16 protein-coding genes and 1 pseudogene are annotated in these 26,344 nt (G+C 40.4%); 13 read left to right on the top strand and 4 right to left on the bottom strand.

The annotated features are described in order from the left end of the window. Positions 1 to 6 precede the first annotated feature (6 nt). The 4 genes from ACRWQM_RS09670 (at position 7) to ACRWQM_RS09655 (ending at position 9,217) form a co-directional block, all read left to right on the top strand. Complete coding sequence (locus ACRWQM_RS09670; RefSeq protein WP_434929829.1) at positions 7 to 2,316, top strand: efflux RND transporter permease subunit; 2,310 nt, start codon at positions 7 to 9, stop codon at positions 2,314 to 2,316. A gap of 270 nt (positions 2,317 to 2,586) precedes the next feature. Beyond that, positions 2,587 to 7,431, top strand: coding sequence for an NAD-glutamate dehydrogenase (locus ACRWQM_RS09665; protein WP_434926002.1), 4,845 nt, complete (start codon positions 2,587 to 2,589; stop codon positions 7,429 to 7,431). A gap of 62 nt (positions 7,432 to 7,493) precedes the next feature. After that, a complete protein-coding gene (gene pyrD, locus ACRWQM_RS09660) occupies positions 7,494 to 8,513 on the top strand; it encodes a quinone-dependent dihydroorotate dehydrogenase (protein WP_434926003.1) in 1,020 nt (339 codons plus the stop codon). 170 nt (positions 8,514 to 8,683) lie between these two features. After that, positions 8,684 to 9,217 (top strand): cell division protein ZapC, encoded by a 534-nt coding sequence (locus ACRWQM_RS09655; RefSeq protein ID WP_226410030.1) that lies wholly within the window; start codon positions 8,684 to 8,686, stop codon positions 9,215 to 9,217. 110 nt (positions 9,218 to 9,327) lie between these two features. Here the strand turns inward: ACRWQM_RS09655 and ACRWQM_RS09650 are convergent, their stop codons facing one another. Further along, positions 9,328 to 10,077, bottom strand: coding sequence for an SDR family oxidoreductase (locus tag ACRWQM_RS09650; protein ID WP_434929828.1), 750 nt, complete (start codon positions 10,075 to 10,077; stop codon positions 9,328 to 9,330). Positions 10,078 to 10,363: 286 nt separating this feature from the next. On the opposite strand from ACRWQM_RS09650, the gene ACRWQM_RS09645 reads away from it, so the two are divergent. Then, positions 10,364 to 12,010, top strand: a complete 1,647-nt coding sequence (locus tag ACRWQM_RS09645; RefSeq protein WP_434929827.1) for a methyl-accepting chemotaxis protein — start codon at positions 10,364 to 10,366, stop codon at positions 12,008 to 12,010. Between the two features lie 170 nt (positions 12,011 to 12,180). Here the strand turns inward: ACRWQM_RS09645 and ACRWQM_RS09640 are convergent. After that, a pseudogene (locus ACRWQM_RS09640) lies at positions 12,181 to 12,927 on the bottom strand ((Fe-S)-binding protein). A gap of 279 nt (positions 12,928 to 13,206) precedes the next feature. Between ACRWQM_RS09640 and ACRWQM_RS09635 the strand changes: the two are divergent. From ACRWQM_RS09635 to ACRWQM_RS09610, 6 genes are all read left to right on the top strand, one after another. After that, the gene (locus tag ACRWQM_RS09635; protein WP_434926006.1) at positions 13,207 to 13,863 is read left to right on the top strand and encodes a GntR family transcriptional regulator; all 657 of its coding nucleotides are present in this window, start codon (positions 13,207 to 13,209) and stop codon (positions 13,861 to 13,863) included. A 62-nt stretch (positions 13,864 to 13,925) separates the two neighbouring features. Then, positions 13,926 to 14,804: a methylisocitrate lyase gene (gene prpB / locus ACRWQM_RS09630; protein WP_226410024.1), complete on the top strand. Its 879-nt coding sequence runs from the start codon at positions 13,926 to 13,928 to the stop codon at positions 14,802 to 14,804. A gap of 107 nt (positions 14,805 to 14,911) precedes the next feature. Continuing rightward, positions 14,912 to 16,036 (top strand): bifunctional 2-methylcitrate synthase/citrate synthase, encoded by a 1,125-nt coding sequence (prpC, locus tag ACRWQM_RS09625; protein ID WP_434929826.1) that lies wholly within the window; start codon positions 14,912 to 14,914, stop codon positions 16,034 to 16,036. 90 nt (positions 16,037 to 16,126) lie between these two features. Then, complete coding sequence (gene acnD, locus ACRWQM_RS09620; protein WP_434926009.1) at positions 16,127 to 18,721, top strand: Fe/S-dependent 2-methylisocitrate dehydratase AcnD; 2,595 nt, start codon at positions 16,127 to 16,129, stop codon at positions 18,719 to 18,721. 80 nt (positions 18,722 to 18,801) lie between these two features. Continuing rightward, positions 18,802 to 19,974, top strand: coding sequence for a 2-methylaconitate cis-trans isomerase PrpF (prpF, locus tag ACRWQM_RS09615; RefSeq protein ID WP_434929825.1), 1,173 nt, complete (start codon positions 18,802 to 18,804; stop codon positions 19,972 to 19,974). A gap of 443 nt (positions 19,975 to 20,417) precedes the next feature. Beyond that, on the top strand, positions 20,418 to 22,565 hold the full coding sequence (locus tag ACRWQM_RS09610; protein ID WP_434929824.1) for a cation:proton antiporter domain-containing protein: 2,148 nt from the start codon (positions 20,418 to 20,420) through the stop codon (positions 22,563 to 22,565). A gap of 106 nt (positions 22,566 to 22,671) precedes the next feature. Here ACRWQM_RS09610 and bcp read toward each other — a convergent pair whose 3' ends face one another. Both bcp and ACRWQM_RS09600 read right to left on the bottom strand, forming a co-directional pair. Then, entirely contained in the window at positions 22,672 to 23,136 is a 465-nt protein-coding gene (gene bcp, locus ACRWQM_RS09605; RefSeq protein ID WP_434929823.1) for a thioredoxin-dependent thiol peroxidase, read from the bottom strand. A 92-nt stretch (positions 23,137 to 23,228) separates the two neighbouring features. Beyond that, a complete protein-coding gene (locus ACRWQM_RS09600) occupies positions 23,229 to 23,768 on the bottom strand; it encodes a glycine cleavage system protein R (protein WP_434926013.1) in 540 nt (179 codons plus the stop codon). Between the two features lie 349 nt (positions 23,769 to 24,117). Between ACRWQM_RS09600 and dapA the strand changes: the two genes are divergently transcribed. Both dapA and bamC read left to right on the top strand, forming a co-directional pair. Continuing rightward, positions 24,118 to 25,002, top strand: coding sequence for a 4-hydroxy-tetrahydrodipicolinate synthase (gene dapA / locus ACRWQM_RS09595; protein WP_434926014.1), 885 nt, complete (start codon positions 24,118 to 24,120; stop codon positions 25,000 to 25,002). Positions 25,003 to 25,005: 3 nt separating this feature from the next. After that, complete coding sequence (gene bamC, locus ACRWQM_RS09590) at positions 25,006 to 26,106, top strand: outer membrane protein assembly factor BamC (protein ID WP_434926015.1); 1,101 nt, start codon at positions 25,006 to 25,008, stop codon at positions 26,104 to 26,106. The last annotated feature ends 238 nt before the right edge of the window (positions 26,107 to 26,344 follow it).

The raw sequence follows: 26,344 nt of genomic DNA, 5'->3' as shown, positions 1-26,344 counted from the left end.
GACAAGATGTTAGAAAAACTGGTCAATAGTTTTGAAACTCACTTATTCCGTAATCGGATGTGGGTTATTATTTCATTTATTTTTATCACGATATTTTTAGGGTACCAAGCAAGCCAGCTTAAAATGGATGCGGCTTTTAGTAAGAATATTCCGCTTCAGCATACCTACATGCAAACCTATACCAAACACCAAAAAGATTTTGGTGGTGCGAATGGGATTATGGTTGCGGTAGAAGATACCAGCGGTAATATATTTAACCCCGAATTTTTTGATGCACTTAAAAAGGTGCACGATGAGCTGTTTTTTATCAATGGTGTTGAGCGCTCACAAGTTAAATCACTTTATTCTCCTTCAACACGCTTTACTGAAGTGGTTGAAGATGGTTTTGCGGGCGGTCCAGTTATTCCGGCTGACTTTCAAACCGATGATTACGGCCTTAATACTGTTCGCGACAATATTGAAAAAGCAGGTATTGTGGGTCGTTTAATTGCAAATGATTATTCAGCAGCAATTGTTTCAGCTCAATTAATGGATTTTGACCCTGATACCGGTAAACCGCTTGATACTATCGCCTTTGCACAGCAGTTAGAAACGCAACTGCGCGGTCAGTTTGAAAACGAAAAGATTAAAATTCACATTATCGGCTTTGCCAAAATGGCTGGTGATGTGGCCGATGGTGCCAAAGGGGTTTTGCTTTTTTTCTTAATTGCTATCGCAATTACTGCTGTTATGGTTTATCTGTTTTCTAAATCAATCACGTTAACTGTCTTGCCATTGCTATGTAGTTTAATGGCCGTTATTTGGCAGTTAGGGTTGCTTACTGTTGTGGGGTTTGGTTTAGACCCTATGTCGATCCTGGTGCCTTTTTTAGTGTTTGCTATTGGTGTTAGTCATGGTGTTCAAATGATTAACGCCGTGCGTCGCAGAGTACTGGATGGACAAGCAACAAAAGCCGCCGCCGCATCAGCATTTAGAAGCCTATTAGTGCCGGGTGGTATCGCATTATTGTCTGATACGGTAGGTTTTTTAACATTATTAGCCATCGATATTGGTATCATTCGTGAGTTAGCGATTTCTGCCTCTTTAGGTGTGGCAGTGATTATCTTAACAAACTTAATTTTGTTGCCTTTGGTTATTTCCTATACCAACTTGTCTAATGCCCAGGAAAACCCAGAGCACAAGGCTAAAGTCGAAAACCTTTGGCGTAGTTTGTCTAAGTTTGCAACACCAAAATATGCGATTGTCGTGTTAAGTTTTACTGCTGTGCTTTATGGTGTTGGCTATATGCAAGCGACTCAAATGAAAATTGGTGACTTAAAAGGTGGCGCTCCAGCGCTGCATCAAGATTCGCGCTATAACCTTGATACCTTTTTCATTACAGATCACTTTTCTATTACTACCGATGTAATGACCATTATTGTTGAAGCTGCACCAGAAGCCTGTACTTATCATTCATTGCTTAATCAAATTGATCAATTTGAATGGATGGTTGCTAACACTCCTGGCGTTGAGTCTACAGCGAGTTTGGCATCGATTGCTAAAGCGGTTAACTCAGGTTTCAACGAAGGTAACCCTAAATGGCAGATATTGCCTCGCACCACTGCGAGCTTAGTGCAAGCGGTTGGGCAAGTGCCTACAACATCGGGCCTACTAAATGGTGATTGCTCTGTGATGCCGGTTTATCTTTTCTTAAAAGATCACAAAGCAGAAACGATTGAAGTCGTTGTTGATAAAGTTAAACAGGTTGCAGCTGAGCTTAATAGCGATAAATTGCAGTTTAAATTAGCTTCTGGCCCAGTTGGCGTTATGGCCGCGACTAATGAAGCCGTTAGCGAAGCACAGCTCCCTATGATGATTTATGTTTATGGTGCGGTGTTCTTCCTGTGTTTAATTAGCTTTAAGTCACTTAAAGCGACGATTGCTGTGATTATTCCACTTTATGTGGTGTCAACCCTTGCACAAGCCTTGATGACATTACTGGATATTGGCCTTGCCGTAAGTACTCTACCGGTAATCGCGTTAGGTGTCGGTATTGGGGTGGACTACGGAATTTATATTCTTTCCACTATGTCAAATAAACTTAGCAATGGCATGCCAGTACAACAGGCTTATTTTGAAGCATTGGTTGAGCGTGGCAGTGCGGTTATCTTTACTGGCTTAACTTTAGCCATAGGTGTAAGCACTTGGTTCTTTTCTGCACTTAAATTCCAGATGGACATGGGTATTTTGTTAACCTTTATGTTTTTAGTAAATATGTTAGGTGCAATTATTATTCTGCCAGCACTTTCAGCACTATTTTGGCCTAAAAAGAAATAAAAACAATAACTTGAATTAAATGGAGGGCTTAGCCCTCCATTTTTTTTTGCATAGTTAATCTAAAACATCGAGTTTAATTGCATATTAAACAACAAAAGACTTACGAAACTGTATATCGAGAGGATGTACCACTAAAATTTTCCTCGATATAGCAGCAATTTAGTACTAAGCTCTGCATCAGATCTCAGAAATTTTGTTTCTGAGTTAAATAAGCTGAAGCATCCATAAAATGATAAAAGCGCTGCCATAGACGCTTAAGGAATCTGCAACATGGCCTTTAAAGATGTAATGCCTTCTGTACTATTAGAGAATGTAGTTAATTTGATTCATTCAAAAATTCCTAATTCACAAGCAAAACAAGTTGAGCAATTTGCCCAATGCCTCTACGCCCATATGTCAAGAGACGACCTCAATGTCCGAAATGACAGTGATTTATATGGTGCTGTAGTGAGTCTTTGGAATGCGCTTAATAAAACTGCGACAGGGGATACCCATATTCGCGTGTTCAATCCGACTCAATCAAAACATGGCTGGCAGTCAACCCATAGTGTGATTGAAGTCATTCAACCCGATATGCCATTCTTAGTTGATTCATTATCTATGGCGCTTAACCGCATGGGAATTACCGCTCATGTAATGTTACATACCCCATTAGCTGTGGTGCGTGATAGTAAAGCCGTTACCCAAGTAACTTTTGTTAATAATGCGCCTAAAGCCAGTGATAATATCGCGGTATTCTTAATCGAGATTGATAAGCAAAATAGCGATGCAGACATCAAAGCAATAGAAAAAGAAATTCAATCCGTACTTGCTGATGTTGTCGCCTCTGTTGTTGATTGGGAAGAAATGTCTGCAAAGCTTTCTGACACAATTAAACAATTACCACAGCGCCCTTTTCCTGGAGATAAATCTGAGTTAGAAGAGGCCGTTAATTACCTTACTTATTTAAATAACCATCATTTTACACTTTTAGGCTATCGTTATTACGATCTAAAGCGTGTTGAAGGTGATGTTGAATTAGTCCCTGACTTAGAAAGTAGTTTGGGTTTAATGAGCCGCTCAAAAACAGCGACAAGTGATCGAGGTTTATTGTTGTCGACCTTGTCTGAAAGTGCGCGCCGTGAAGCGTTAGATTCAAGTTTACTTGTGTTGACTAAAAGCTCTGCTAAAAGTCGTGTTCACCGTCCAGCTTATGTCGATTATGTCGGTGTAAAAAGATTCGATAAGAAAGGCAATGTGATTGGTGAAGATCGTTACATCGGCCTATATGCCTCTAATCTCTATAACCGTAGTCCGCGTGAAATTCCATTATTGGCTGAAAAAGTCCAACGTATATTAGATCAATCAGGTCTAGCACCACGTTCACATGACTATAAAGCGTTAATGAATATTCTTGAGAACTTGCCTCGTGATGAGCTAATTCAAGCGAAAGTGGAAGAGCTTTCACATATGGCACACGGTGTATTGCAAATGCAAGACCGTGACAAGTTGAAGCTATTTGTGCGCAAAGATGGTTTTGGTCGATTCTTATCGTGTTTAGTGTATGTTTCTAAAGACCGTTATAACACTAAATTCCGCCAAGATACCCAACGCATTCTTGCTCAACACTTTAATAGTAATGAAGATGTTGAATTTACGACTTACTTCTCTGAGTCAACGTTAGCGCGTACTCATTACATTATTAAAGTCGATAACAATAATATGGATGTGGATGTGGCAGCTATTGAACACAATCTTATTGAAGCTGCGCGCTCATGGGATGATAAATTACACTCAGCACTTAATAATGCTTTGGGTGAGCAAGCGGGTACCGGATTAACTAAACGTTACATCAATGCCTTCCCACAAAGTTATAAAGATGATGTATTACCGAGTTCTGCGGTTGTTGATCTTCAACACCTTGAAGCCTTGGATGATGAACATAAGTTAGGCATGTTATTCTATCAGCCACAAGAAACAGCATTGAATGACAACAAAGTGCGTTTAAAGCTGTTCCATAAAGATGAACCTATCCATTTATCAGATGTGCTACCAATGCTTGAAAACTTTGGTTTACGTGTGATTAATGAGCGCCCATACGAAGTTAAAACCAATGATGGTAATACATTCTGGATCCTTGACTTCTTAATGACAGTTCAAGGTGCTGCAATTGATAATCTTGCCGATAGCCAGGAACGTTTCCAAAATGCTTTGTCATTTGTATGGCAGAAAAAACTAGAAGATGACGGTTTTAACCGTATGGTACTGTCGACTGGTTTGAACGGTCGTGAAGTGTCTATTTTACGTGCATATGCAAAATATATGCGCCAGATTGATGCCACTTTCAGCCAGTCTTACATTGAAGAAACCTTCAGCCGTTATCCAAAACTTGCTGATTTGCTTGTTAAAATGTTTATTCGTAAGTTTAACCCTAAGCTTAAAACGCGCACATTAAGTAAATTCCTAGAGCAAATAGATAAGCAATTAGATGATGTATCAAGCTTAGATGATGACCGTATCATTCGCCGTTACTTAGATTTAATTAACGCAACTTTACGGACTAACTTCTATCAAACGGATGCTAATGGCGATAATAAAGCCTATACCTCGTTTAAATTTGCACCTAACTTAATTCCGGAAATGCCAAAGCCACTACCTAAATTCGAAATCTTTGTTTATTCACCAAGAATCGAAGGCGTACATTTACGTGGCGGTAAAGTAGCCCGTGGTGGTTTGCGTTGGTCTGATAGACGTGAAGATTTCCGTACAGAAGTATTAGGCCTTGTAAAAGCACAGCAAGTCAAAAACACCGTCATTGTACCCGTTGGTGCAAAAGGTGGTTTTGTGTGTAAACAACTGCCTACTGAAGGTGGACGTGAAGCATTCTTTACCGAAGGGCAAGAGTGTTACCGTTTATTTATTCGCGGTTTGTTGGACATTACCGACAATATCAAAAATGGTGAGGTTATTCCGCCAGTGGATGTTGTTCGTCACGATGAAGATGATTCATATTTGGTTGTTGCGGCCGACAAAGGCACTGCGACATTCTCAGACATTGCCAACTCAATCGCAATTGAATACGATTTCTGGTTAGGCGATGCATTTGCCTCTGGCGGCAGTAATGGTTATGACCATAAAAAAATGGGTATTACTGCAAAAGGTGGCTGGGAATCTGTTAAACGTCACTTCCGTGAAATAGGCATTGATTGTCAAACCACAGATTTTACCTGTTTAGGTATAGGTGATATGGCAGGTGACGTTTTTGGTAACGGTATGTTGTTATCTGAGCACACCAAGTTAGTTGCAGCATTTAACCACATGCACATCTTTATTGATCCAAATCCAAATGTAGCTGAAAGCTATATTGAGCGTCAGCGTTTATTCGCACTACCGCGTTCAAGTTGGGAAGATTACAATGCCAAGTTAATTTCTAAGGGCGGCGGTATTTTCTTACGTTCTGCCAAGTCATTAAAATTGACCCCAGAAATGAAAACCATGTTGTCTACCGATAAAGACAGCATGAATCCAGTCGAATTATTAAAAGAACTGCTTAAAATGCCAGTTGATTTGATGTGGAACGGTGGTATTGGAACTTACGTTAAATCAAGCAAAGAAACCCATGTTGAAGTCGGTGACCGCGCAAACGATGCATTGCGTGTTAATGGTAATGAAATGCGGGTTAAAATCGTCGGTGAGGGTGGCAACTTAGGTTGTACTCAACTTGGGCGAATCGAATACGCGGCGAATGGCGGTCGTATTAATACCGATTTCGTCGATAACGTAGGCGGTGTTGATTGTTCTGATAACGAAGTCAACATTAAAATTTTCTTGAATACTTTAGTTGCCGAAGGTGAGTTAACCGTTAAGCAACGTAACCGTATCCTTGAAGAAATGACCGATGAGGTCGGTGAAATTGTACTTCAGGATTGTAAAGATCAAACACGTACCATTTCTGTGACTCAAGTTCATGGTGTTTCTCAGCTTAAAGAACAAATTCGTTTCATTCAGTATTTAGAAAAAGAAGGCAAGTTAGATCGTGCCCTTGAATTCTTACCAACTGATGATGATTTGGCCGAGCGTTTAGCTAATGGCCGTGCTTTAACCCGTCCAGAACTATCTGTTTTAGTCGCTTACGCAAAAATGGTGCTTAAAGAGCAGTTAGTGACCCCTGAAATTACTGAAGACAGTTTCTTAAGTAAATTGCTAGTGGCTTACTTTCCGAAAAAACTTCAAGCTAAATACGCCCATAAGATGGTACAGCATCCTCTACGCGGTGAAATTATTGCCACATCATTAGCAAATGAGCTAGTTAATGATATGGGCTTCAATTTTGTACAACGTATGCAAGATGAGACTGGTGCCACAGTTGCTGAAGCGGCCATTTGTTACACTATGGCCCGTGAAGTGTTCGGTTTAGATGAATTAACTAAATCAATTACTGATTTAAACGGTGTAATTCCAGCGGTTGTACAGGGTGAGATGTTGCACCAGTTACGTCGTAATATGCGTCGTGCTTGTCGCTGGTTTATCCGTCATCGTAATCGTAGTCATAATATTGAACAAACAGTTGAGTTCTTTAAGCCAGTATTTGAAAAGCTTAAAGATAATGTAGATCAATATATGATAGCTGCCGAAGTTAAAGCGATATCTGCAGAAATTAATTCGCTTACAAAAGAAAATGTGCCAATGTCAGTTGCCACTGTGGTTGCTAAAATGAGCACATTATTCTCGGCGCTTGATATCGCACAAATTGCTGAAATTGAGAATAAATCACTCGACTTAGTGTCTGCAACCTACTTTAAACTAGGTGCAAAAGTTGAGCTGCATTGGTTCTTAGAGCAAATTAGTGCGCAACCAGTGGCAAACCATTGGCAAGCATTAGCTCGTGCAGCTTTCCGTGAAGAATTGGACTGGCAGCAACGTGCATTAAGCTCAGCGGTACTCCGTACTTGTAGTGATACTTGTGATGCAGATATTGTGATTAATCAATGGATCAAGAGTAATAAAACCTTGCTTCAACGTTGGTATCACATGTTAGCTGACTTTAAAGTATCGCAAACACATGAGTTTGCTAAGTTCTCAGTCGCCCTACGTGAACTTAACTTGCTTATTTTGCATTGTGAAGGTCAGAAGTAATTCTTTATAATGTGAACTAGCCCTGGCGATTGCCGGGGCTTTTTTTAGGCCTAGGAGAAAACATGTTTTATAAACTCGCACAAAAAGTAATGTTTCAGATAGACCCTGAGTTGGCTCATAATGTTGCCATAGGCAGTTTGAAAATAACCGGTAACACACCGCTTAATTGCTTTTATCGTCAAAATATCGCAAAAACACCCGTTGAATGTATGGGGATTACTTTTCCAAATCCTGTGGGATTAGCGGCTGGATTAGATAAAGACGGCGAGTCGATTGATGCATTTTATGCTATGGGTTTTGGCCATGTAGAAGTCGGTACAGTAACACCTCGTCCACAATCGGGTAATGATAAACCGCGTTTGTTTCGCCTTAAACCGGCAAAGGGGATTATTAACCGTATGGGCTTCAACAATAAAGGTGTTGATAACCTTGTCCGCAACCTCATGGCCAAAAAATCTGATGTTTTAGTCGGTGTAAATATTGGTAAAAATAAAGACACTCCGGTAGAGCAGGGTAAAGATGATTACCTGATTTGTATGGATAAGGTTTATCAGTATAGTGCTTATATCACTGTCAACATTTCATCGCCCAATACCCCTGGTTTACGCACATTACAATATGGTGAGCTGCTGGATGATTTATTAAGTTCGATTAAAGCCAAACAAACTGAATTAACCCAAAAACACGGTAAATATGTCCCGGTTGCATTAAAAATAGCACCAGATTTAACCGATGATGAAATTAAATCTATTGCTGATTCCTTGATTAAAAATAAATTTGATGGCGTTATTGCCACTAATACCACTTTAGGGCGAGATACTGTAGCCGGTCTAGAGCACGCAGAGGAAATGGGTGGCTTAAGTGGAAAGCCGTTAACCGATCTTTCTACTCAAGTAATTAAGACTCTTGCTGGTTATTTAAACGGCCAGATCCCGATCATTGGTGTCGGCGGGATAAATTCTGCAAAGGATGCAAATGACAAATTCGCAGCAGGTGCTACGTTAGTTCAGATATACAGTGGTTTTATCTATCAAGGCCCTCAGCTAGTATCAGAAATCTGTTCTGCTTATCGCACAAAATAACCACAAACGATCAATTAATAAGATCAAAAATCATGCCGCGATCGCATCTATGCGATCGCACTTTGTTCTAAGATAATGAAATATCAGTAATATTTTTTAAATAAATTTTGATATTGTTTGAAAAATAATCTATTATCGACCAGTATTCAATTTTTAGGTGAAATTGCATCATGTTATTAATGCCAAATAAGGACTGGCATTGGGAATTTAACACAAGATATCAGCAACTAAGCGTATCTTTAGGTTCCGAGATGGAGTTCTTAACCCCATATAAGTCAAAACTACTTATTCCTGATGCGCTAGGAATGACAGAATTTAGTGTTGAACACGCTAAGTATTACATTCGCTTGCTTGAAATTTTACCTAAGGTTTTACATATTTCCGATGCTGGGATAGTTCAAACAGCACTCAACGCAACTGCAGCACATTTCTTACTTAAACCTCAAATGCCAAAATCCTGGTTTTTCATGGCAAGTGATGAATGTGTTTTTTGCGGCGCAGGTAAGTTGTTTCAACTTAATTGTAATGGTGTCATGGTGTTAGTTTTAGTAGTTGAAGACAGTCTTCAGGCTGCTACAGTGATGCTTTTGTCTAACTCTTGTGCTTTATCTGACACTAAGTCACTTAATCAATTTGATACCATTAAAGTAATGCACAATCGCTTGCATCCATTGCGCAAAGCTAAGCAAGTGGTTGCAGCTTAGGATAAATCATTCAATAAGAAATGGATATTGCCTTAAAATCCGCTCAGTTACTACAAAAAAGCCAAACAATGATGTTTGGCTTTTTGCTATTGTAGACTCTAAGAATAATGTTAACTCATTTTTCTAATAAGGCTTAAAGGCGCAACACGAAGTAGCCAGTGTAAAAAAGCCCAAGGGTAGCTTGGTACATAAACGTTATCCTTTTCTTTCTCTATAGCCTTAACCATCGCTTTACAGCCAGTTTCTAAATCTACTCTGAAGGGCACTGTTTTTACTTTTTCGTTTATTTCAGTACGAATAAAACCAGGATGAACACAGGTCACTTTAATTGGTGTGTGCATCACATCAATTCGGATCCCTTCCGATAAAGAGGTTAATCCAGCTTTGGTTGCTGCATAAACAGTCATTGCTCGTCTGAATCCCCTAACTGCACTGATTGAAGAGATTGTCACTAAATGGCCATTATTTTGTTGTCTAAATATTTCCATCGATGCTTCGCATTGGGCAATGGCAGCAATAAAATTAGTTTGTGCGGTTTCTAGGTTGGCTTTGAAAAAACCTGTTCCAATCGAAGCCCCTTTACCCATTCCAGCGTTGACGATGATCCTGTCAATTGCCCCCATATCTTTTTGGCATTGTTTGAATACAGTAAAAACTGCTTCATGATCGTTCACATCTAGCGCGTAAATAAACACTGTGATATTTGGATTAATTGTTAATAGCTCTTCTTTTAGTCGGGTTAACAGCTCAATTCGACGTGCACACAAAGCCAGGTTATGGTTTTTCTTGGCAAATTGTTTCGCCATTCCAAGGCCAAGACCTGAGCTTGCGCCTGTAATGAGGATGTTGCTTCTATGCATGAATATTCCTTTATTATTTTTATTTTTAATGTAAGAGCAGATACATCTTGTAGACGGTTTTACTTGAACACTAACCATACCACTTTAGACATAACTAACTTACTGATTTATTGTGTCTTAAATTTGACAAACTGCAGTTATTGATCCAAGTTTAGATTGACAATAATGATTATAAAAACATCACATCATACTAAAGGAGAGTGTTGTTTTGACGATATAGTCTCTAGAGTGTCATAACTTTTTCAGATTTAAAAATATTTTATTTTTAACATTCTCAGGTGGTTATATGAACGCTATCAACCTTCTATTAAGAAAAATGAGCATTTCGAAACGATTACTCGGAATGTTAGTGTTAAGCATTGTCGCCACCATTTTAATGTTTTTATTTGCGCTTAACCGTATTGATAATGTACTCATTGCCGAAAAAGAAGCCAAATTACATGCTTTAGTTGATGCTGCTGTTGCTGTTGTCGATCAATACTATCAACGCAGTGAGCAAGGAGAGTTAACTGCGGAGCAGGCACAAACGTCTGCTATCGCTGCACTTGATCATTTGCGCTACGCAGGGCAAGAATACTATTTCAGTATCAATACCCAAGGCGTGATGATTCAGCATGCTTTTGCCAAAAAACTTGTTGATACCAGTGTGATAGGAATGAAAGATCCTGACGGGATTAAATTGTTCCAATTGATGATTGATAGAACGCAAACTCAAGAGTCTGCTAGAGTCGATTACATGTGGAATAAGCCCAATCAAGAAGACCCAAGCCCAAAAATGTCGGTGGTGAAAAAATTTACTCCGTGGAACTGGATTATTGGAACAGGTATTTATGTTGACGACATTGATGCCCAAAATCATGAATTTATTTACAATTACATCTTTTTGCTTACTTTAGTTTGGCTACCGGTACTTATTTTTCTTTATATTATTATTCAGAGTGTATCAGTACCAATGCGCTCTACCATTACTGCTTTTGAAAATGTGGCTAAAGGAGAGGGCGATTTAACCTTGCGACTATCAGAAGAAGGGGCTGATGAGTTAAAAGAGATTGCGACTCACTTTAATATGTTTACCTCTAAAATTCAGAATGTTATTACTTCTGTGGGAGAGTCGATTCAACACAGCAGTGAATTAGCAGGCGGCATGTCAGCGATTGCAGCAAAAGCGAATCAAGTTTCAACTAACGTGCAGATGGAAACCGAAAACGTAGCAACTGCTATCAACCAGATGTCGATGACTGCTTCAGAAGTGGCTTCTAATGCACAACTGGCCGCACAAAGCGCGCATTCTGCAGATGAAGAAGCGGATAAAACCGCTAAAGTAGTTGATAACGCCATGGGCAAAATTAATGAGCTTTCAACTGAGCTTATTCATACCGAGGAAGTGGCTAAAGGACTACAAATTAGTTCGAGTAAAATCGGTCAAATATTAGATGTGATTGTTGGTATTGCAGAGCAAACCAATTTGTTAGCATTAAATGCAGCTATTGAGGCTGCCCGTGCCGGTGAGGCAGGACGGGGATTTGCGGTTGTGGCAGATGAAGTGCGCACTCTAGCAAGCAGAACGCAAGATTCAACCCGAGAAATTAACGGCATCATTGATGCCATTCGTGACGCTATCGACAGTGTTAATGCTTCAGTTGAAAGAGCGAAAATTAAATCAAATGAAACGGTTTCAGAAACTGGTCAAGTGGTTGGCGCGCTTGATGTGATAAAAAACTCAATTGAACAGATTTCACAAATGAATATTCAAATTGCTGCGGCAACAGAAGAGCAAAGTGCGGTTATTGCAGAGTTAAATATGAATATTACTCGCATAAACGACATGTCCGTCGAGAATAGAGAATATAATCAGGACATTAATCAAAATAGTAGCCAAATTGAGCAAGGATCTGAAAAACTCGCTGAATTAGTCGCTCATTTTAAAGTGTAATACTTTGGCCTGTTTATTTTTAAGGTTGTTTTTACTGCTTTATGTTGACCATTTATATCTGACAAAGATTTGTGGTGAAATGAATCAAGATCAACAGCCCCTAGTTAACATGTTCGGTTAACAGTGTTTTGTCCATTTGGTCAGTGCTGGCGGCTTTTCGCAGGTTATAGTCAGTTACAAAATATTCCAGTGTCAACGGTTAGCCGTAAAATTGCCAAACTAGAAACCCGTCTGAATACCCAATTGATCATGCCATCAAGATGCAGTAAACAAGAAGGGTCGAACCCTATAACATATTGTGCACGGATGGCAGCATGGGCTTTATCTTTCCATTTTGGCTGACACAGCGCCTTCATCAACCGCAAAGGTACCGCCGAAACCGCAACATTCATCGCGTGGTGCGGGATAAACAATATTGATACCTAGGATGTTTTGCAGTACAGCTTCGACTTTATTCAATAGTGGTCCCATTGATTCACTTGGCGTCGCTAAGTTAAGCATACGCAGTCCATGACAACTCATCTGTAAGCTAATGGTATGATCAAATTTATGTTTAAATGACGCTATTGGTTTATATCGTGTAAGAATTCCGTAAGTTCATACTGTTTATCGATCAAATTTTGTGCCGCTTGGCTTTTATCGAACTCATGCAAGTTTTCTTTAGCGGCGACTAAACAAGATGCCGCTGGGCAGACAATGGCATCGCATTCCTCGCCTTTAAACGCATTTAGTCATTTGGGTATGGTGTTGCGTGCTTCGTTAAAACAGCCTGAGTTTGTTATAGGTTGGCCACAACAGGTCTGGCCTTCAGGGAATATCACTTGATGCCCCAATTTTTCAAATAATGACAAAGTGGCAATCGCTACATCTGGCATCATTTGATTAACCAAACAGGGAATAAACAGTGCAATTTTCATATTCATTTACTTAAATAATCACGGATACTATTAATCTACTTTGCCAATACTATTGAGTGATTCAAACAAAATAGTAATGAACCGTCAGGATATTTTCATTTTTGAAACTTAACCTTAGGATTGTCGACTAAATATTAAAAGATGGGTTTATAACCTCATCAATTAGTCGTAATTAACAATAAAAATACCATTATGTCGACAATGTATGGTTTTTGGGGTTGTTTATCACTCATTTGCTGCTATATTGTCGACATACGAATTGTTAATTGAGTTAAAAGCATGCTCCTCGCTAATGAAAAGCCAGTAACAGCAGCAGATAAAACCTTTATTTTGCTTAGAGACGATATTGTTGAAGGCAGAATTGCGGCGGGTTCAAAGCTCAGTGAGACAGAATTGTCGACAAAATATGCGGTTAGTCGTGCGATTATCCGTGAAGCAATCAATCGCCTTGAGGCTTGTCACATAGTGGAGCGCAAGGCAAATATCGGGGCTAGAGTGGTCGCACTGAGTCCTCAAGGGTTGATAGAGCTTTATCAAGTGCGCGAGTCATTAGAAGGCATGGCCGCAAGGTTAGCGGCTGTGAATATGACCCATGAAGAAATTGATGATTTGATGGGACTACTGCAATGCCATTTTGATGAAGTCAAAGACGGGCAGTCTTATTATCAGGAAGCGGGCGATGTCGATTTTCATTATCGAATCATACTGGGTAGCAAAAATAAGCATTTAATCAGTATGTTATTTGATGGTATTTATCATTTAGTGCGCATGTATCGTGTGCAGCTTGGTATGGCGGGACCTAGAGTAACCACCGCCTATGATGAGCATAAACATATTGTAAAAGCCATTGCTAATCGTGATGCAGAACTCGCTGAGATGTTAATGCGTCGCCATATCATGTATTCAAAAAATAGTATTGAAGCCAAGTTAAGTTAGTCATCGATAATTATGATGACCGATAATCGAATCAAGATTGTTAATACACACAAGGAAAGAATATGAGCGCAGGTAAAAAATTTCGCCAGGCACTAATGGCCAATAAACCATTGCAAATAGTCGGTACGATCAATGCCTATTCAGCCATGATGGCAAAACAAATTGGCCATCAAGCCATTTATTTGTCAGGTGGTGGCGTGGCAAACGCCTCATATGGTTTGCCTGATCTTGGCATGACTTCTTTGAATGATGTGTTAGTGGATGTGCAACGTATTACATCAGCGTGTGATTTACCTTTATTGGTGGATATCGACACGGGTTGGGGCGGTGCATTTAATATTGCCAAAACCATTCGCGATATGGAAAAAGCGGGTGCAGCCGCTGTGCACATGGAAGATCAAGTAGCGCAAAAACGTTGTGGTCATCGCCCAAATAAAGAAATTGTGCCTGTAGAAGAAATGGTCGACCGCATTAAAGCGGCGGTTGATGCCCGCACAGATCCTGATTTTTTCATTATGGCGCGCACAGACTCGTTTGCTCAAGAAGGGTTAGAAGCCGCTATCGAACGTGCTAAAGCCTATGTAGCAGCAGGTGCAGACGGTATTTTTGCTGAAGCGATTAAAACCGAAGCACATTATCGCGCCTTTGCTGAAGCATTAGATGTGCCAATTTTGGCTAACATTACTGAGTTTGGCCAAACTGAATTATGGAATAAACAGCAATTAGGCGAGTGGGGTGCATCTATGGTGCTATACCCATTAAGTGCATTCCGTGCGATGAACAAAGCGGCTGAAAATGTCTACAGTGCTATTTTAACCGATGGCGACCAAAAAGCGGTGGTGGACACCATGCAAACGCGGATGGATTTATATGATTACTTGGGCTATCACGATTATGAGCAAAAGCTAGATAGTCTATTTGCCGAAGGCAAAAATAAATAATCACCCGGTAATAAAAGTGTGAACCATTTTTACGACTAGAATAAAAAATACCCTACAATCGCGATTAAGCTTGGCTTAATCGCGACAAGCATAAGAAGGAAGATATCATGGTAGACAAGAAATTATCGGGCGCAGGATTACGTGGTCAAAGTGCTGGCGAAACAAAATTATGTACAGTCGGTAAATCAGGTTCTGGACTGACTTATTGTGGTTATGATGTCGCGGATTTAGCCGACAACGCCACCTTTGAAGAAGTGGCTTATTTACTGTTTAACGGTGAGTTACCAACTCAAGCACAATTAAGTGCTTACAAAACAGAGTTAACCGCGCAACGTGATTTACCTGACGCCCTTAAAGCGGTATTGAAGCTTATTCCTGCTGATGCTCATCCAATGGATGTTATGCGTACGGGCTGCTCGTTTTTAGGAAACCTTGAGCCAGAAGTTGATTTTACTCAGCAACATAAAGCATCTAATCGCTTACTTGCCGCGTTCCCTGCGATTATGTGTTACTGGTATCGCTACAGCCATGAAGGTGTAGAAATTGACTGTACTAGTGATGAAGAATCACTTGGCGGTCATTTCCTTAAATTATTACGTGGTGAAACGCCATCAGCACAACATCGTAAGGTAATGGATGTGTCTTTGATCCTTTATGCTGAGCATGAGTTTAACGCATCGACCTTTACCGCGCGCGTATGTGCTTCAACCTTATCTGATATGTATTCGTGTGTGACTGGTGCGATTGGTTCATTACGTGGTCCACTTCACGGTGGCGCTAACGAAGCTGCAATGGATATGATCCAAAAGTTTAGCTCACCTGCCGATGCCAAAGTGCAAATGGCGGGTATGCTAGATCGTAAAGAAAAAATCATGGGCTTTGGCCATGCTATTTATAGTGTGTCTGATCCACGTAATGTGATCATTAAAGCCTGGTCTGAAAAGTTGGCTCAAGAAAATGGTGACACCTCGTTATATGACATTTCTGTCGCCTGTGAAGAGTTTATGTGGGACAGCAAAAAGCTATTTTGTAATGCAGACTTCTTCCATGCCTCTGCTTATCATTTTATGGGCATTCCAACTAAGTTATTCACACCGATCTTTGTGTGTTCACGTTTAACAGGCTGGGCTGCACATGTGATGGAGCAACGCTCTAACAACCGCATTATTCGTCCAAGTGCAGATTATGTAGGCAGTGAGCCACGTAAAGTGGTACCAATTAGTCAACGCTAATTAACTTGCTGAGTCTGATAATGATAATGACTCGGTTTTTTTCGTTGTAGATTAGCGCTTATTAGTTTGATGTTTATTGTGGATGAAGTTATGAATACTCAATACCGTAAAGCCTTACCGGGCACCCAATTAGATTATTTTGACACCCAAGAGGCTGTCGACGCAATTGAACCTGGTGCCTATGCCAAACTGCCTTATTGTTCTCGCGTATTTGCCGAGAACTTAGTACGTCGTTGTGCGCCAGATATGCTCACTGATTCGTTAAAGCAGTTGATTGAACGTAAAAGTGATCTCGACTTTCCGTGGTATCCCGCTCGTGTGGTATGTCATGATATTTTAGGTCAAACCGCTTTAGTTGATTTAGCGGGTCTGCGTGATGCGATTGCTGAAAAAGGGGGCGATCCATCTAAAGTAAACCCAGTAGTACCGACTCAATTGATTGTCGATCACTCACTGGCTGTTGAGCATGCCGGTTTTGATAAGGACGCGTTTGATAAAAACCGCGCTATTGAAGACCGTCGTAATGAAGACCGTTTTCACTTTATCAATTGGACTAAAACGGCGTTTAAAAATGTTGATGTTATCCAGCCTGGTAACGGCATCATGCATCAAATTAACTTAGAACGTATGTCGCCAGTGGTACATGCTCAAAATGGTGTGGCGTTTCCTGATACCTTAGTGGGCACCGATAGCCATACACCACATGTAGATGCGTTAGGTGTTATTGCCATTGGGGTAGGTGGTTTAGAAGCGGAAAGCGTGATGCTGGGCCGCGCATCTTACATGCGTTTACCGGAAATTGTGGGTGTTGAAGTAACGGGTAAGCCACAACCTGGCATTACCGCTACCGATATTGTATTAGCATTAACCGAATACTTACGTGCGCAAAAAGTAGTGTCATCGTATCTTGAGTTTTATGGTGAAGGTACCACCCATTTAACCCTTGGCGATCGCGCCACCATTACCAACATGACGCCTGAATACGGCGCCACAGCAGCGATGTTTTATATCGATAAGCAAACTATTGATTATTTAACATTAACTGGTCGTGAAGACGCCCAAGTTAAATTAGTTGAAACCTATGCCAAACAAGCCGGTTTATGGGCTGATACGTTAACGAATGCTGTATATGAGCGTGTTCTGCATTTTGACCTATCGTCGGTTGGCCGTAATATTGCAGGTCCTTCAAATCCGCATTCTCGGGTTCCAACCTCTGAGCTTGCTGCTCGCGGTATTAGTGGTGTAGTTGAAAACGAGCCTGGTAAAATGCCCGATGGTGCCGTGATTATTGCCGCCATTACTAGCTGTACTAACACCAGCAACCCTCGCAACATGATTGCAGCGGGACTATTAGCACGAAATGCCAATGCACGTGGTTTATTACGTAAACCTTGGGTTAAATCATCACTTGCGCCAGGCTCTAAAGCAGTGCAATTGTATTTAGAAGAAGCAGGCTTGTTACCTGAGCTTGAAAATTTAGGTTTTGGTATTGTTGGGTTTGCCTGTACCACCTGTAACGGCATGAGCGGCGCGCTTGATCCGGTTATTCAACAAGAAGTGATTGATCGCGATTTGTACGCAACGGCTGTGCTATCGGGTAATCGCAACTTCGATGGACGTATTCACCCTTACGCTAAACAAGCGTTTTTAGCCTCGCCGCCATTAGTGATAGCTTACGCCATTGCCGGTACCATTCGGTTTGATATTGAAAAAGATATCTTAGGCATCGATAACCAAGGTCAAGCGGTGACGTTGAAAGACATTTGGCCAACCGATGAAGAAATCGATGCAGTTGTTAAAGCTAGCGTTAAGCCCGAGCAGTTCCGCAAAGTTTACGAGCCGATGTTTGACATTAAAGTTGAATATGGCACACATGTAAATCCACAGTATGATTGGCGCCCGCAGAGCACTTATATTCGTCGTCCACCTTATTGGGACGGAGCCTTAGCGGGTGAGCGCACCATGAAAGGTATGCGTGCATTAGCGGTGTTGGGTGACAACATCACTACGGATCATTTATCGCCATCCAATGCGATTATGCTAGACAGTGCAGCAGGCGCCTATTTACACAAAATGGGATTGCCAGAAGAAGACTTTAACTCTTATGCGACTCACAGAGGCGATCACTTAACTGCCCAGCGAGCCACATTTGCTAACCCTAAACTGTTTAACGAAATGGTGCAGGAAAACGGCAAGGTGAAGCAAGGATCACTTGCGCGCCTTGAGCCAGAAGGCCAAGTCACTCGCATGTGGGAAGCGATAGAAACCTATATGGAACGCAAGCAGCCACTGATTATTATCGCTGGTGCGGATTATGGTCAAGGCTCGTCACGTGACTGGGCGGCAAAAGGCGTGCGACTTGCTGGCGTTGAAGTGATTGTTGCCGAAGGCTTTGAGCGTATTCACCGTACCAACTTAGTCGGTATGGGCGTGTTACCGCTTGAATTTACAGCAGGTCATAATCGTCATACTTATCAGATTGATGGCACAGAAACCTATGATGTGGTTGGCGAGCGTAAGCCTGGTGCGATGTTAGATGTGATCATGACGCGTAAAAACGGTGAGCAAGTGACGATTGCGGTGAAGTGTCGTGTCGACACGGCTGAAGAGCTGTCTATTTATGAAGCTGGCGGTGTATTACAACGTTTTGCGCAAGACTTTCTAGAGTCAAGCGCTGCGCAGTAATTTTTGCATGAAGAAATAATCAATCATCAGAAAGAGGCGGTGTATGGGCTTACCATCACCGCTTTTTTTAAGGATAAAATATGACGTTTAAACCACAGATAAAAATACCCGCTACCTATATGCGTGGCGGAACCAGTAAAGGAGTCTTTTTTAATATTTCTGATTTACCGGTAGCAGCTCAAGTGGCTGGCGCTGAACGTGATGAGATATTACTCAGAGTCATTGGCAGTCCTGATCCCTATGGTAAGCATACTGACGGTATGGGCGGTGCGACCTCAAGTACCAGTAAAGTGGTTCTTTTATCAAAAAGCACCCAGCCTGATCATGATGTGGATTACTTATTTGGCCAAGTAGCGATAGATAAACCCTTTATAGACTGGAGTGGTAATTGCGGCAACTTAACCGCTGCTGTAGGCTCATTTGCGATTAGTAATGGATTAATTGATCCAAGCCGAGTACCTCAAAATGGCACCGTAATCGTGCGTATATGGCAGGCAAATATTAACAAAACCATTATTGCTCATGTACCGATAACAAACGGCGAAGTACAAGAAACGGGTGATTTTGAACTTGATGGCGTGACGTTTAAAGCCGCTGAAGTACAAGTTGAGTTTTTAGACCCTGCCGATGGTGAAGGGGCGATGTTTCCTACAGGTAATATCGTCGATGAGTTAGTTGTGCCAAATATAGGTACATTTAACGTAACTATGATTAATGCCGGTATTCCAACTATTTTTTTGAATGCGGCTGATATTGGTTATACTGGAGCAGAATTGCAAGACGCGATTAATAACGATAATGCCGCACTAACAAAATTTGAAACTATTCGAGCCTATGGTGCACTAAAAATGGGACTAATCACTCATTTAGAAGAAGCCAAAGTTCGCCAACATACACCTAAAGTAGCCTTTGTTGCACCTGCAGCCGATTATATTAGTTCAAGTGGTAAAGCGATTAGTGCTACAGAAATTGATTTATCGGTGAGAGCACTATCAATGGGTAAATTGCACCATGCCATGATGGGCACTGCAGCGGTTGCTATTGGCACTGCAGCAGCTATACCGGGGACATTAGTTAATCTTGCGGCTGGCGGCATCGAGCGCCAATCTGTTACCTTTGGTCATCCCTCAGGCACTTTACGTGTAGGTGCAGAAGCTAAGTTGATTGATGGTCACTGGCAGGTAACTAAAGCTATAATGAGTCGCAGTGCTAGAGTATTAATGGAAGGTAGTGTGCGTATACCTCAAGACTAACGTATCCAGTTTTGATCATTGTATAATAACAAAGCCTAAGCACTGTCTTAGGCTTTGTTATTTTAAAACAATTAATAATCAAAATGTTATTTTGTTTTTATTACGTAAAAAGAAAATATAGTTTAGATCTAAAAATGACTTGAACACAGATAGAAATTAGTATTTTATATGCATAATTTCACATGGCGACATTTTGTCAGAATAGTAATTTTTATTAGTTTAATATCATTGACTTAGTGATTTAATTTGATAGTAACCTCACTTGTAAGTGATGGTTTTTTATGCCTCTTAATTACTGTCATGTTACTTTAGCAACAGATTGATTGGGTTAAACCAGACTTTTATTGCCACTATAAGTGAATCCTTAGCGGATTAGCTGTTATGCAAATAAAAATTAGTCAGTACTTGAAAACTTGTATTGAGAATAAGAAAAGGAAAATATTATGGTTGAACACATCACGGGTATGCTGGCATTAATCGGTGTATTGTCGCTTTTGTGTCAATGGGCAGGCTGGAAATTAAGATTACCTGCCATTTTACCACTACTGTTATGTGGATTGTTACTGGGACCTGGATTGAATATTCTTAATCCAGATGAAATTTTTGGTGATTTATTGTTCCCTATCATTTCATTGGGTGTAGCTGTGATTCTTTTTGAGGGAGCATTAACGCTCAATTTCAAAGAGATTAAAGATCACAGCCGCATGGTGACTAATCTTGTGACCATAGGCGCAGTAATTACTTGGGCATGTATTACCCCTGCCGCGCACTATTTTATGGGATTTGATTGGCCTGTCGCATTTCTATTTGGCGCGTTAGTTGTTGTCACAGGGCCAACGGTAATTGTACCCATGTTGCGTACGGTTCAACCTAAAGCTAAATTAGCCAGTATATTACGTTGGGAAGGTATTGTTATTGATCCCATCGGTGCATTATTCGCGGTGTTAGTTTACGAATATGTTGCCGTTACCGCAGATCCTACAACACACGTATTGTATGCATTGGGCCTCACTTTAGTGATTGGTTTTGGCATAGGGGCAGCCGCGGGTTACTTCATTGGTGTAGCACTAAGAAATAACGTCTTCCCACATTATCTGCGTAATACAGCGGTGTTAACGATAATGTTGGGTGTATTCGTCGGCTCTAACTTATTACAACATGAATCAGGACTCTTAACTGTTACTGTAATGGGTATCTGGCTTGCCAACATGCGTGGTGTAGACATAGCCGATATTCTAGAATTTAAAGAAACCTTAACAGTACTGCTTATTTCAGCATTGTTTATTTTGCTTGCCGCACGTTTAGATTCTAACGCTATGTTAGGGCTTGGTATTGGTGCTTTCGGAGTGCTGTTTGTGGTTATGCTTATTGCTCGTCCATTAAGTATTTGGACCTCAGCATTGGGTACTAATTTAACCTCAAAAGATAAGTGGTTTTTGAGTTGGGTTGCACCACGGGGTATTGTTGCTGCGGCAATTTCATCACTGTTTGCGATTAAATTAGAAGAGCTTGGTGTTCACGGTGCAAGCTCTATCGTGCCATTAGTATTTTTTATCATTATTGGTACCGTAGTTATTCAAAGTTTAACCGCAGGCCCCTGGGCAAAATTTTTAGGGGTTAAAGAAGGTTCAAACCAAGGTTTACTTATTTTCGGAGCCTCAAAGTTTGCTCGAGAATTAGCCACCCAGCTATTAGCTAAAAACATTAAAGTTGTGCTAGCAGACAGTAACTGGGACAGTATTCGTCAAGCCCGTATGGAAAATATTCCTGTTTACTTCGGTAACCCAGCATCTGAACATGCTACTAACTACATGGACTTAAGCGGTATAGGCAGAGTGTTAGTTATGTCTCCTTATCGTCAATTGAATCCTTTGGTCAGTTTCCATTTCCAAGATTTATTTGGCTCGGAAAAAGTGTATGGTCTAAATAATAGTGAAACAAATGTTGGCAGTGGCCGTCATCAACTGTCTGAGTCTTATTTACAGCGGTTATGCTTATTTGGTGAAGGGATAAGCTATGCCAAAATAGCCAGTTTAATGGCTAAAGGTGCTGTTCTTAAAGTCACTAATATTACCGAAAACTTCAGTTATGAAAAGTTCCGTGAGCGTTATGGTGATACAGCTATGCCTTTGGTTTATATAACCAAAGAGGCTAAGTTAAAAGTCATTACCGCGGAAACTCAAAAGTTACCCGTAGGGATTGAGTTAATTAGTTTGTTACCTCAAGAAGCACAGGAACAAGCAATTATTCAACGCGCGTTAGATGAAGAAGCTGCTCGTTTAGCTAAGATTAAAGCAGAAGAAGAAGCAAAAGCGGCTGCTGAAGCTCGTGCTATCCGTGAAGCAGAGGAAGCTGAGCAACGTGCAATTGAGAAAGCTCGCCGTAAAGAGGAAGAGCTAGCTCTGTTCGAGGCACAAGAAAAAGCTAAGTTACTCGAGGAAGAGCAGGCAGCTTTGATTGAAGAGGCTAGACTTGAGAAAGAGTCTGAGACTTTAGATATTCAATTATCGAATGATGAAGTGCTTAATGATTCGCTTGTTACAGATGAGACTGAGTCTTTAGATAAAAAAGAACCACCGTTAAAATCCTAATATTAACGATACAAGAGTTGTTAAAAAAGGCTTAGTTAATACTAAGCCTTTTTTTATTCGTATCATTTTTGGAATTTAAAGTCGTTAAATAGATCTAGTAGCCATGCTATTTAAAGAGTTCAAGTACCACTTCATGATGATCTTTAGTTTTGAATTTATTGATGAACTGAGTGACTTTACCTTCAGTTCCCACAATAAAACTTAATCGATGTATCCCGTCAAAAGTTTTACCCATAAATTTCTTTTCACCCCAAACGCCAAATGCATCAGCAACAGCATGATCTTCATCACTGAGTAAGTGAAAATTTAATGCTTGTTTATCTGAGAATTTTTGTAGCTTAGCAACTGGATCTGGGCTTATGCCTAGAACAGTAATGTTTAGGTTATCCAGTTGTTGCTTAATATCACGTAAGCCTTGCGCTTGCACAGTACAACCAGGGGTCGATGCCTTTGGGTAAAAGTAAACTAACACAGGGCCTTTATCCAGGCAGCCTTGTAATGAAATAGTTTCATTAAATTGGTTTTGTAATGTAAATAGTGGGGCGGTATCACCCGTTTTTAAGGTGTTCATATTTATTCCTTTGTCAGATATCAGAAGGGGTATGTCTAGGCCCTGATTTACACCAAAATACGATAGGTAATGGAATATAGTTCAGCTAATAGTTACTGCGGTGACGTAGTGCCTTGCATTAATTTAATACTGCACTCTAAATTCATTTCTTCAGCCAATTGATGAATTGATGTTTCTAGCTTGGCTAAATCGACTTTATCAGGAATATTAATCGCTAAGAATATCGACTGCGTTTGTAGACCTTCATTATCATCGGCATGGGAACGTACTGCGGCCAAATCAAGTGAGCGCTCAGCTAGGAATTGGGTAATTGTTTTCATCGTGCCACGTTGGTCTTCACCACTAATGGTCACTTCAACGCGTGATACATAATTTTTCGGCACATGTTTTGATGTCCGTTTCATCACGGTCATCAGCTCTAATTCAACACTGAGACTGGGTAGCATGGTTTCAATTTTTGTAATTGCTGGCCATGAGCCCGAAATCATCATTATTAGAGTAAATTCATTACCAAATAGCGCCATACGGCTATCAACGATATCACAATCACAATCACTGGCTAAGCGTGCTAAGCGACTGACTAAACCAGGGCGATCGGCACCCATTGCGGTAACGACCAGGTAGTTGGTCATGGATTTTCCTCATTTGTTCGAATGAAATATCGATTGACGTCTGTAAACATACTATACGCCTATGCAACCAGTAATATTATCATATCATCGTAACAAACCTCCTTAAAACGATAGAATAAAAATAATACTTGGCGTAATTGGTGTAATTTTAATCAGCTGAAAGAGGGATATCTAAAAAAACAATTAAGAATGTGTAATCTCTTCGCTATAAAGCATAAAATACTACTACTTTATGCCGAATCAAGGTGAAATGGCTTTTTCGGGTAATTTTGATTTGAGCACTGCTAATGCTTGTCATTAGTGGGTAGCATCAGTAACATAGCAAATCCTGAAAACTTGGGGAATATAGATGAAAAACGGAAGCATCGTAGCCTTAATCACACCAATGAATAGTGATGGCACAATAGATTATGCAAGTCTTGAAAGACTGGTAGATTTTCATATCAATCAAGGCACCGATGCCATTGTTGCAGTGGGTACAACTGGCGAATCTGCCACGTTACCGATGAAAGAACATATCGCGGTAGTTAATCAAACCGTAAAATTTGCCGCCGGACGAGTCCCCATTATTGGTGGCAATGGCGCAAATGCTACAGCTGAAGCAATAGAGCTGACTAAAGGCATGCAACATTCAGGCATCAGTGCCATGTTAGGTGTCACACCTTATTATAACAAGCCAACACCTAAAGGCCTTATCGCACATTATAAAGCTATTGCAGCGAGTACAGATATTCCACAAATTTTGTATAACGTACCAGGCCGCACAGCAGTAGATATGAAGCCGGAAACCGTTGCTGAGTTATGCTCTGTTAGCAATATTATTGGCGTGAAAGAAGCCACTGGTGATGTCAGCCGTGTTGCTTTACTACGTCAGTTATGTGGTGATGACTTTATTTTATACAGCGGTGATGATGCTACTGCTCGCGAGTTTTTACTTGCTGGTGGTAATGGCGTTATTTCAGTTGCGAATAACATCGTTCCTCATGCGTTCAAAGCTATGTGTGATGCCGCGCTTGCGGGAAATGCACAACTGGCTGCTGAAATTGATGAACCACTGCGTGGTTTATACAGTTCATTATTTTGTGAAGCAAACCCTATTCCAGTTAAATGGGCTGTTCATCGTATGGGACTAATTACCCATGGGCATATTCGTTTGCCATTAACTGAACTTTCTGAGCAGTTTCATGGTCTGTTACTAGAGTCTATGAAAAAAGCGCAAATTAAGGTGCAATAATACATGTTTAAAAAAGTCACCCCTCTATTACTGATAACCACGCTTGCAGCCTGTAGTACGCCTATAGATCGTCGCCAGGCTAATGGTAATGAAGAGTATGTTCAAACTCAGTCGGTCGCTTTATTGAAGATTCCATCTGGATTAAAACAACCTAACTACAGCAAAGAGTTCGATATTCCAAATGTCAGTAACAAAGTTGATACGACTATTGTTGGCAAGCGATTAGATATTCGTCCACCATTGCAAATTATTGCAATGGCAGAGGGTACTCATGTTGAAGAAAGTAGCAATAATATAAAAATTATTATTGAATCCGTTGATAATTCAACCGACTTAAAGCAAGAAATATTTAATGTTATCAATAGCTATTTAGCTAAGAATAACATTGCTAAACGTACGGATAATTTTGAAACTGGTGTTGTTGAGACAGACTGGATAGAAAGCCAGGACGTGTTAGAAACAAGTTGGTTTGGTAATGATAAAGTGTATTTACTGCGCCAACGTTATCAGTTTGATATCAATGTTAAACCACATGGTAGAACGGGTGATGTTGCTATTAGCCTAGTCGAGCATGAAGAGTATTACGATGAAGACCTGCAAGATATATTCTTGACCGGTGATGATAAACGTCGTTATACCATTGATATGCTTAATAACACAGTATCGTATATGGCTGTTGAGCGTGAGCGTGCGCTTAAAGCTGCACGTATTGAGCAAAGCTTAGGGATAGATATTGATCTTGTTGAACCAGGAGCAGATGCTGAATCATATTGGCTTGCAAAAGCTAGCTTTAGCAAAACATGGGATCGCCTACGTATCGTATTACCTGAATTAGGCTTAGATGTTATCGATATGGATACCAGTAAAGGTCTATTTTATCTTAACTTAGAAGAAAGTGGTGGTTTTTGGAGCTCATTATGGGGCGAGGAGAAATTAACACTTGAGAAAGGTAGTTATCGACTGTTGCTGCGTACTACTGATAACAAAGATGAAACTAAAATTCTATTCCATGATATAACTGATGAACCGCTTAAAAACGAAGCTATTGCAGAAGTTTATAAACGTCTTTATCAAGCGATGAAAGAACAGCGTAAAGTGCTCTAATAACTATTACTTAATTACTTTCATTTGAAAAAGAGATGCCTACGGGCATCTCTTTTTTTGGATTCAAACTTTTAACGTTAGCCAGAAAACTAATTTACTAAATGTTTCTAATGTGTCTAATTTGTAAGGAAAGGTAAAACGCCTTGCAGCTAATAACTGACTGAGTAGAATCAACATCAAGTAATTTACCTCATTGAGTTTTTGTAAAAACTTATATCTGAAAAATTAATTAAATAAT

It is taken from the genome of Shewanella sp. HL-SH5 (assembly GCF_051163755.1).
In the GTDB taxonomy this organism is placed as follows: domain Bacteria; phylum Pseudomonadota; class Gammaproteobacteria; order Enterobacterales; family Shewanellaceae; genus Shewanella; species Shewanella glacialimarina.
Note: the sequence above shows the minus strand (reverse complement) of the source record. Positions and strands in the feature narration are given on the sequence as shown.

Bases quoted from the DNA above. Each gene is read 5' to 3' on its own strand.
- prpC (WP_434929826.1), top strand. From the start codon at position 14,912: ATGGTAGACAAGAAATTATCGGGCGCAGGATTACGTGGTCAAAGTGCT.
- bcp (WP_434929823.1), bottom strand. From the start codon at position 23,136: ATGAACACCTTAAAAACGGGTGATACCGCCCCACTATTTACATTACAA.
- bamC (WP_434926015.1), top strand. From the start codon at position 25,006: ATGTTTAAAAAAGTCACCCCTCTATTACTGATAACCACGCTTGCAGCC.
- ACRWQM_RS09645 (WP_434929827.1), top strand. From the start codon at position 10,364: ATGAACGCTATCAACCTTCTATTAAGAAAAATGAGCATTTCGAAACGA.
- ACRWQM_RS09635 (WP_434926006.1), top strand. From the start codon at position 13,207: ATGCTCCTCGCTAATGAAAAGCCAGTAACAGCAGCAGATAAAACCTTT.
- pyrD (WP_434926003.1), top strand. From the start codon at position 7,494: ATGTTTTATAAACTCGCACAAAAAGTAATGTTTCAGATAGACCCTGAG.
- acnD (WP_434926009.1), top strand. From the start codon at position 16,127: ATGAATACTCAATACCGTAAAGCCTTACCGGGCACCCAATTAGATTAT.
- ACRWQM_RS09670 (WP_434929829.1), top strand. From the start codon at position 7: ATGTTAGAAAAACTGGTCAATAGTTTTGAAACTCACTTATTCCGTAAT.
- ACRWQM_RS09610 (WP_434929824.1), top strand. From the start codon at position 20,418: ATGGTTGAACACATCACGGGTATGCTGGCATTAATCGGTGTATTGTCG.
- ACRWQM_RS09600 (WP_434926013.1), bottom strand. From the start codon at position 23,768: ATGACCAACTACCTGGTCGTTACCGCAATGGGTGCCGATCGCCCTGGT.
- prpF (WP_434929825.1), top strand. From the start codon at position 18,802: ATGACGTTTAAACCACAGATAAAAATACCCGCTACCTATATGCGTGGC.
- prpB (WP_226410024.1), top strand. From the start codon at position 13,926: ATGAGCGCAGGTAAAAAATTTCGCCAGGCACTAATGGCCAATAAACCA.
- ACRWQM_RS09665 (WP_434926002.1), top strand. From the start codon at position 2,587: ATGGCCTTTAAAGATGTAATGCCTTCTGTACTATTAGAGAATGTAGTT.
- ACRWQM_RS09650 (WP_434929828.1), bottom strand. From the start codon at position 10,077: ATGCATAGAAGCAACATCCTCATTACAGGCGCAAGCTCAGGTCTTGGC.
- ACRWQM_RS09655 (WP_226410030.1), top strand. From the start codon at position 8,684: ATGTTATTAATGCCAAATAAGGACTGGCATTGGGAATTTAACACAAGA.
- dapA (WP_434926014.1), top strand. From the start codon at position 24,118: ATGAAAAACGGAAGCATCGTAGCCTTAATCACACCAATGAATAGTGAT.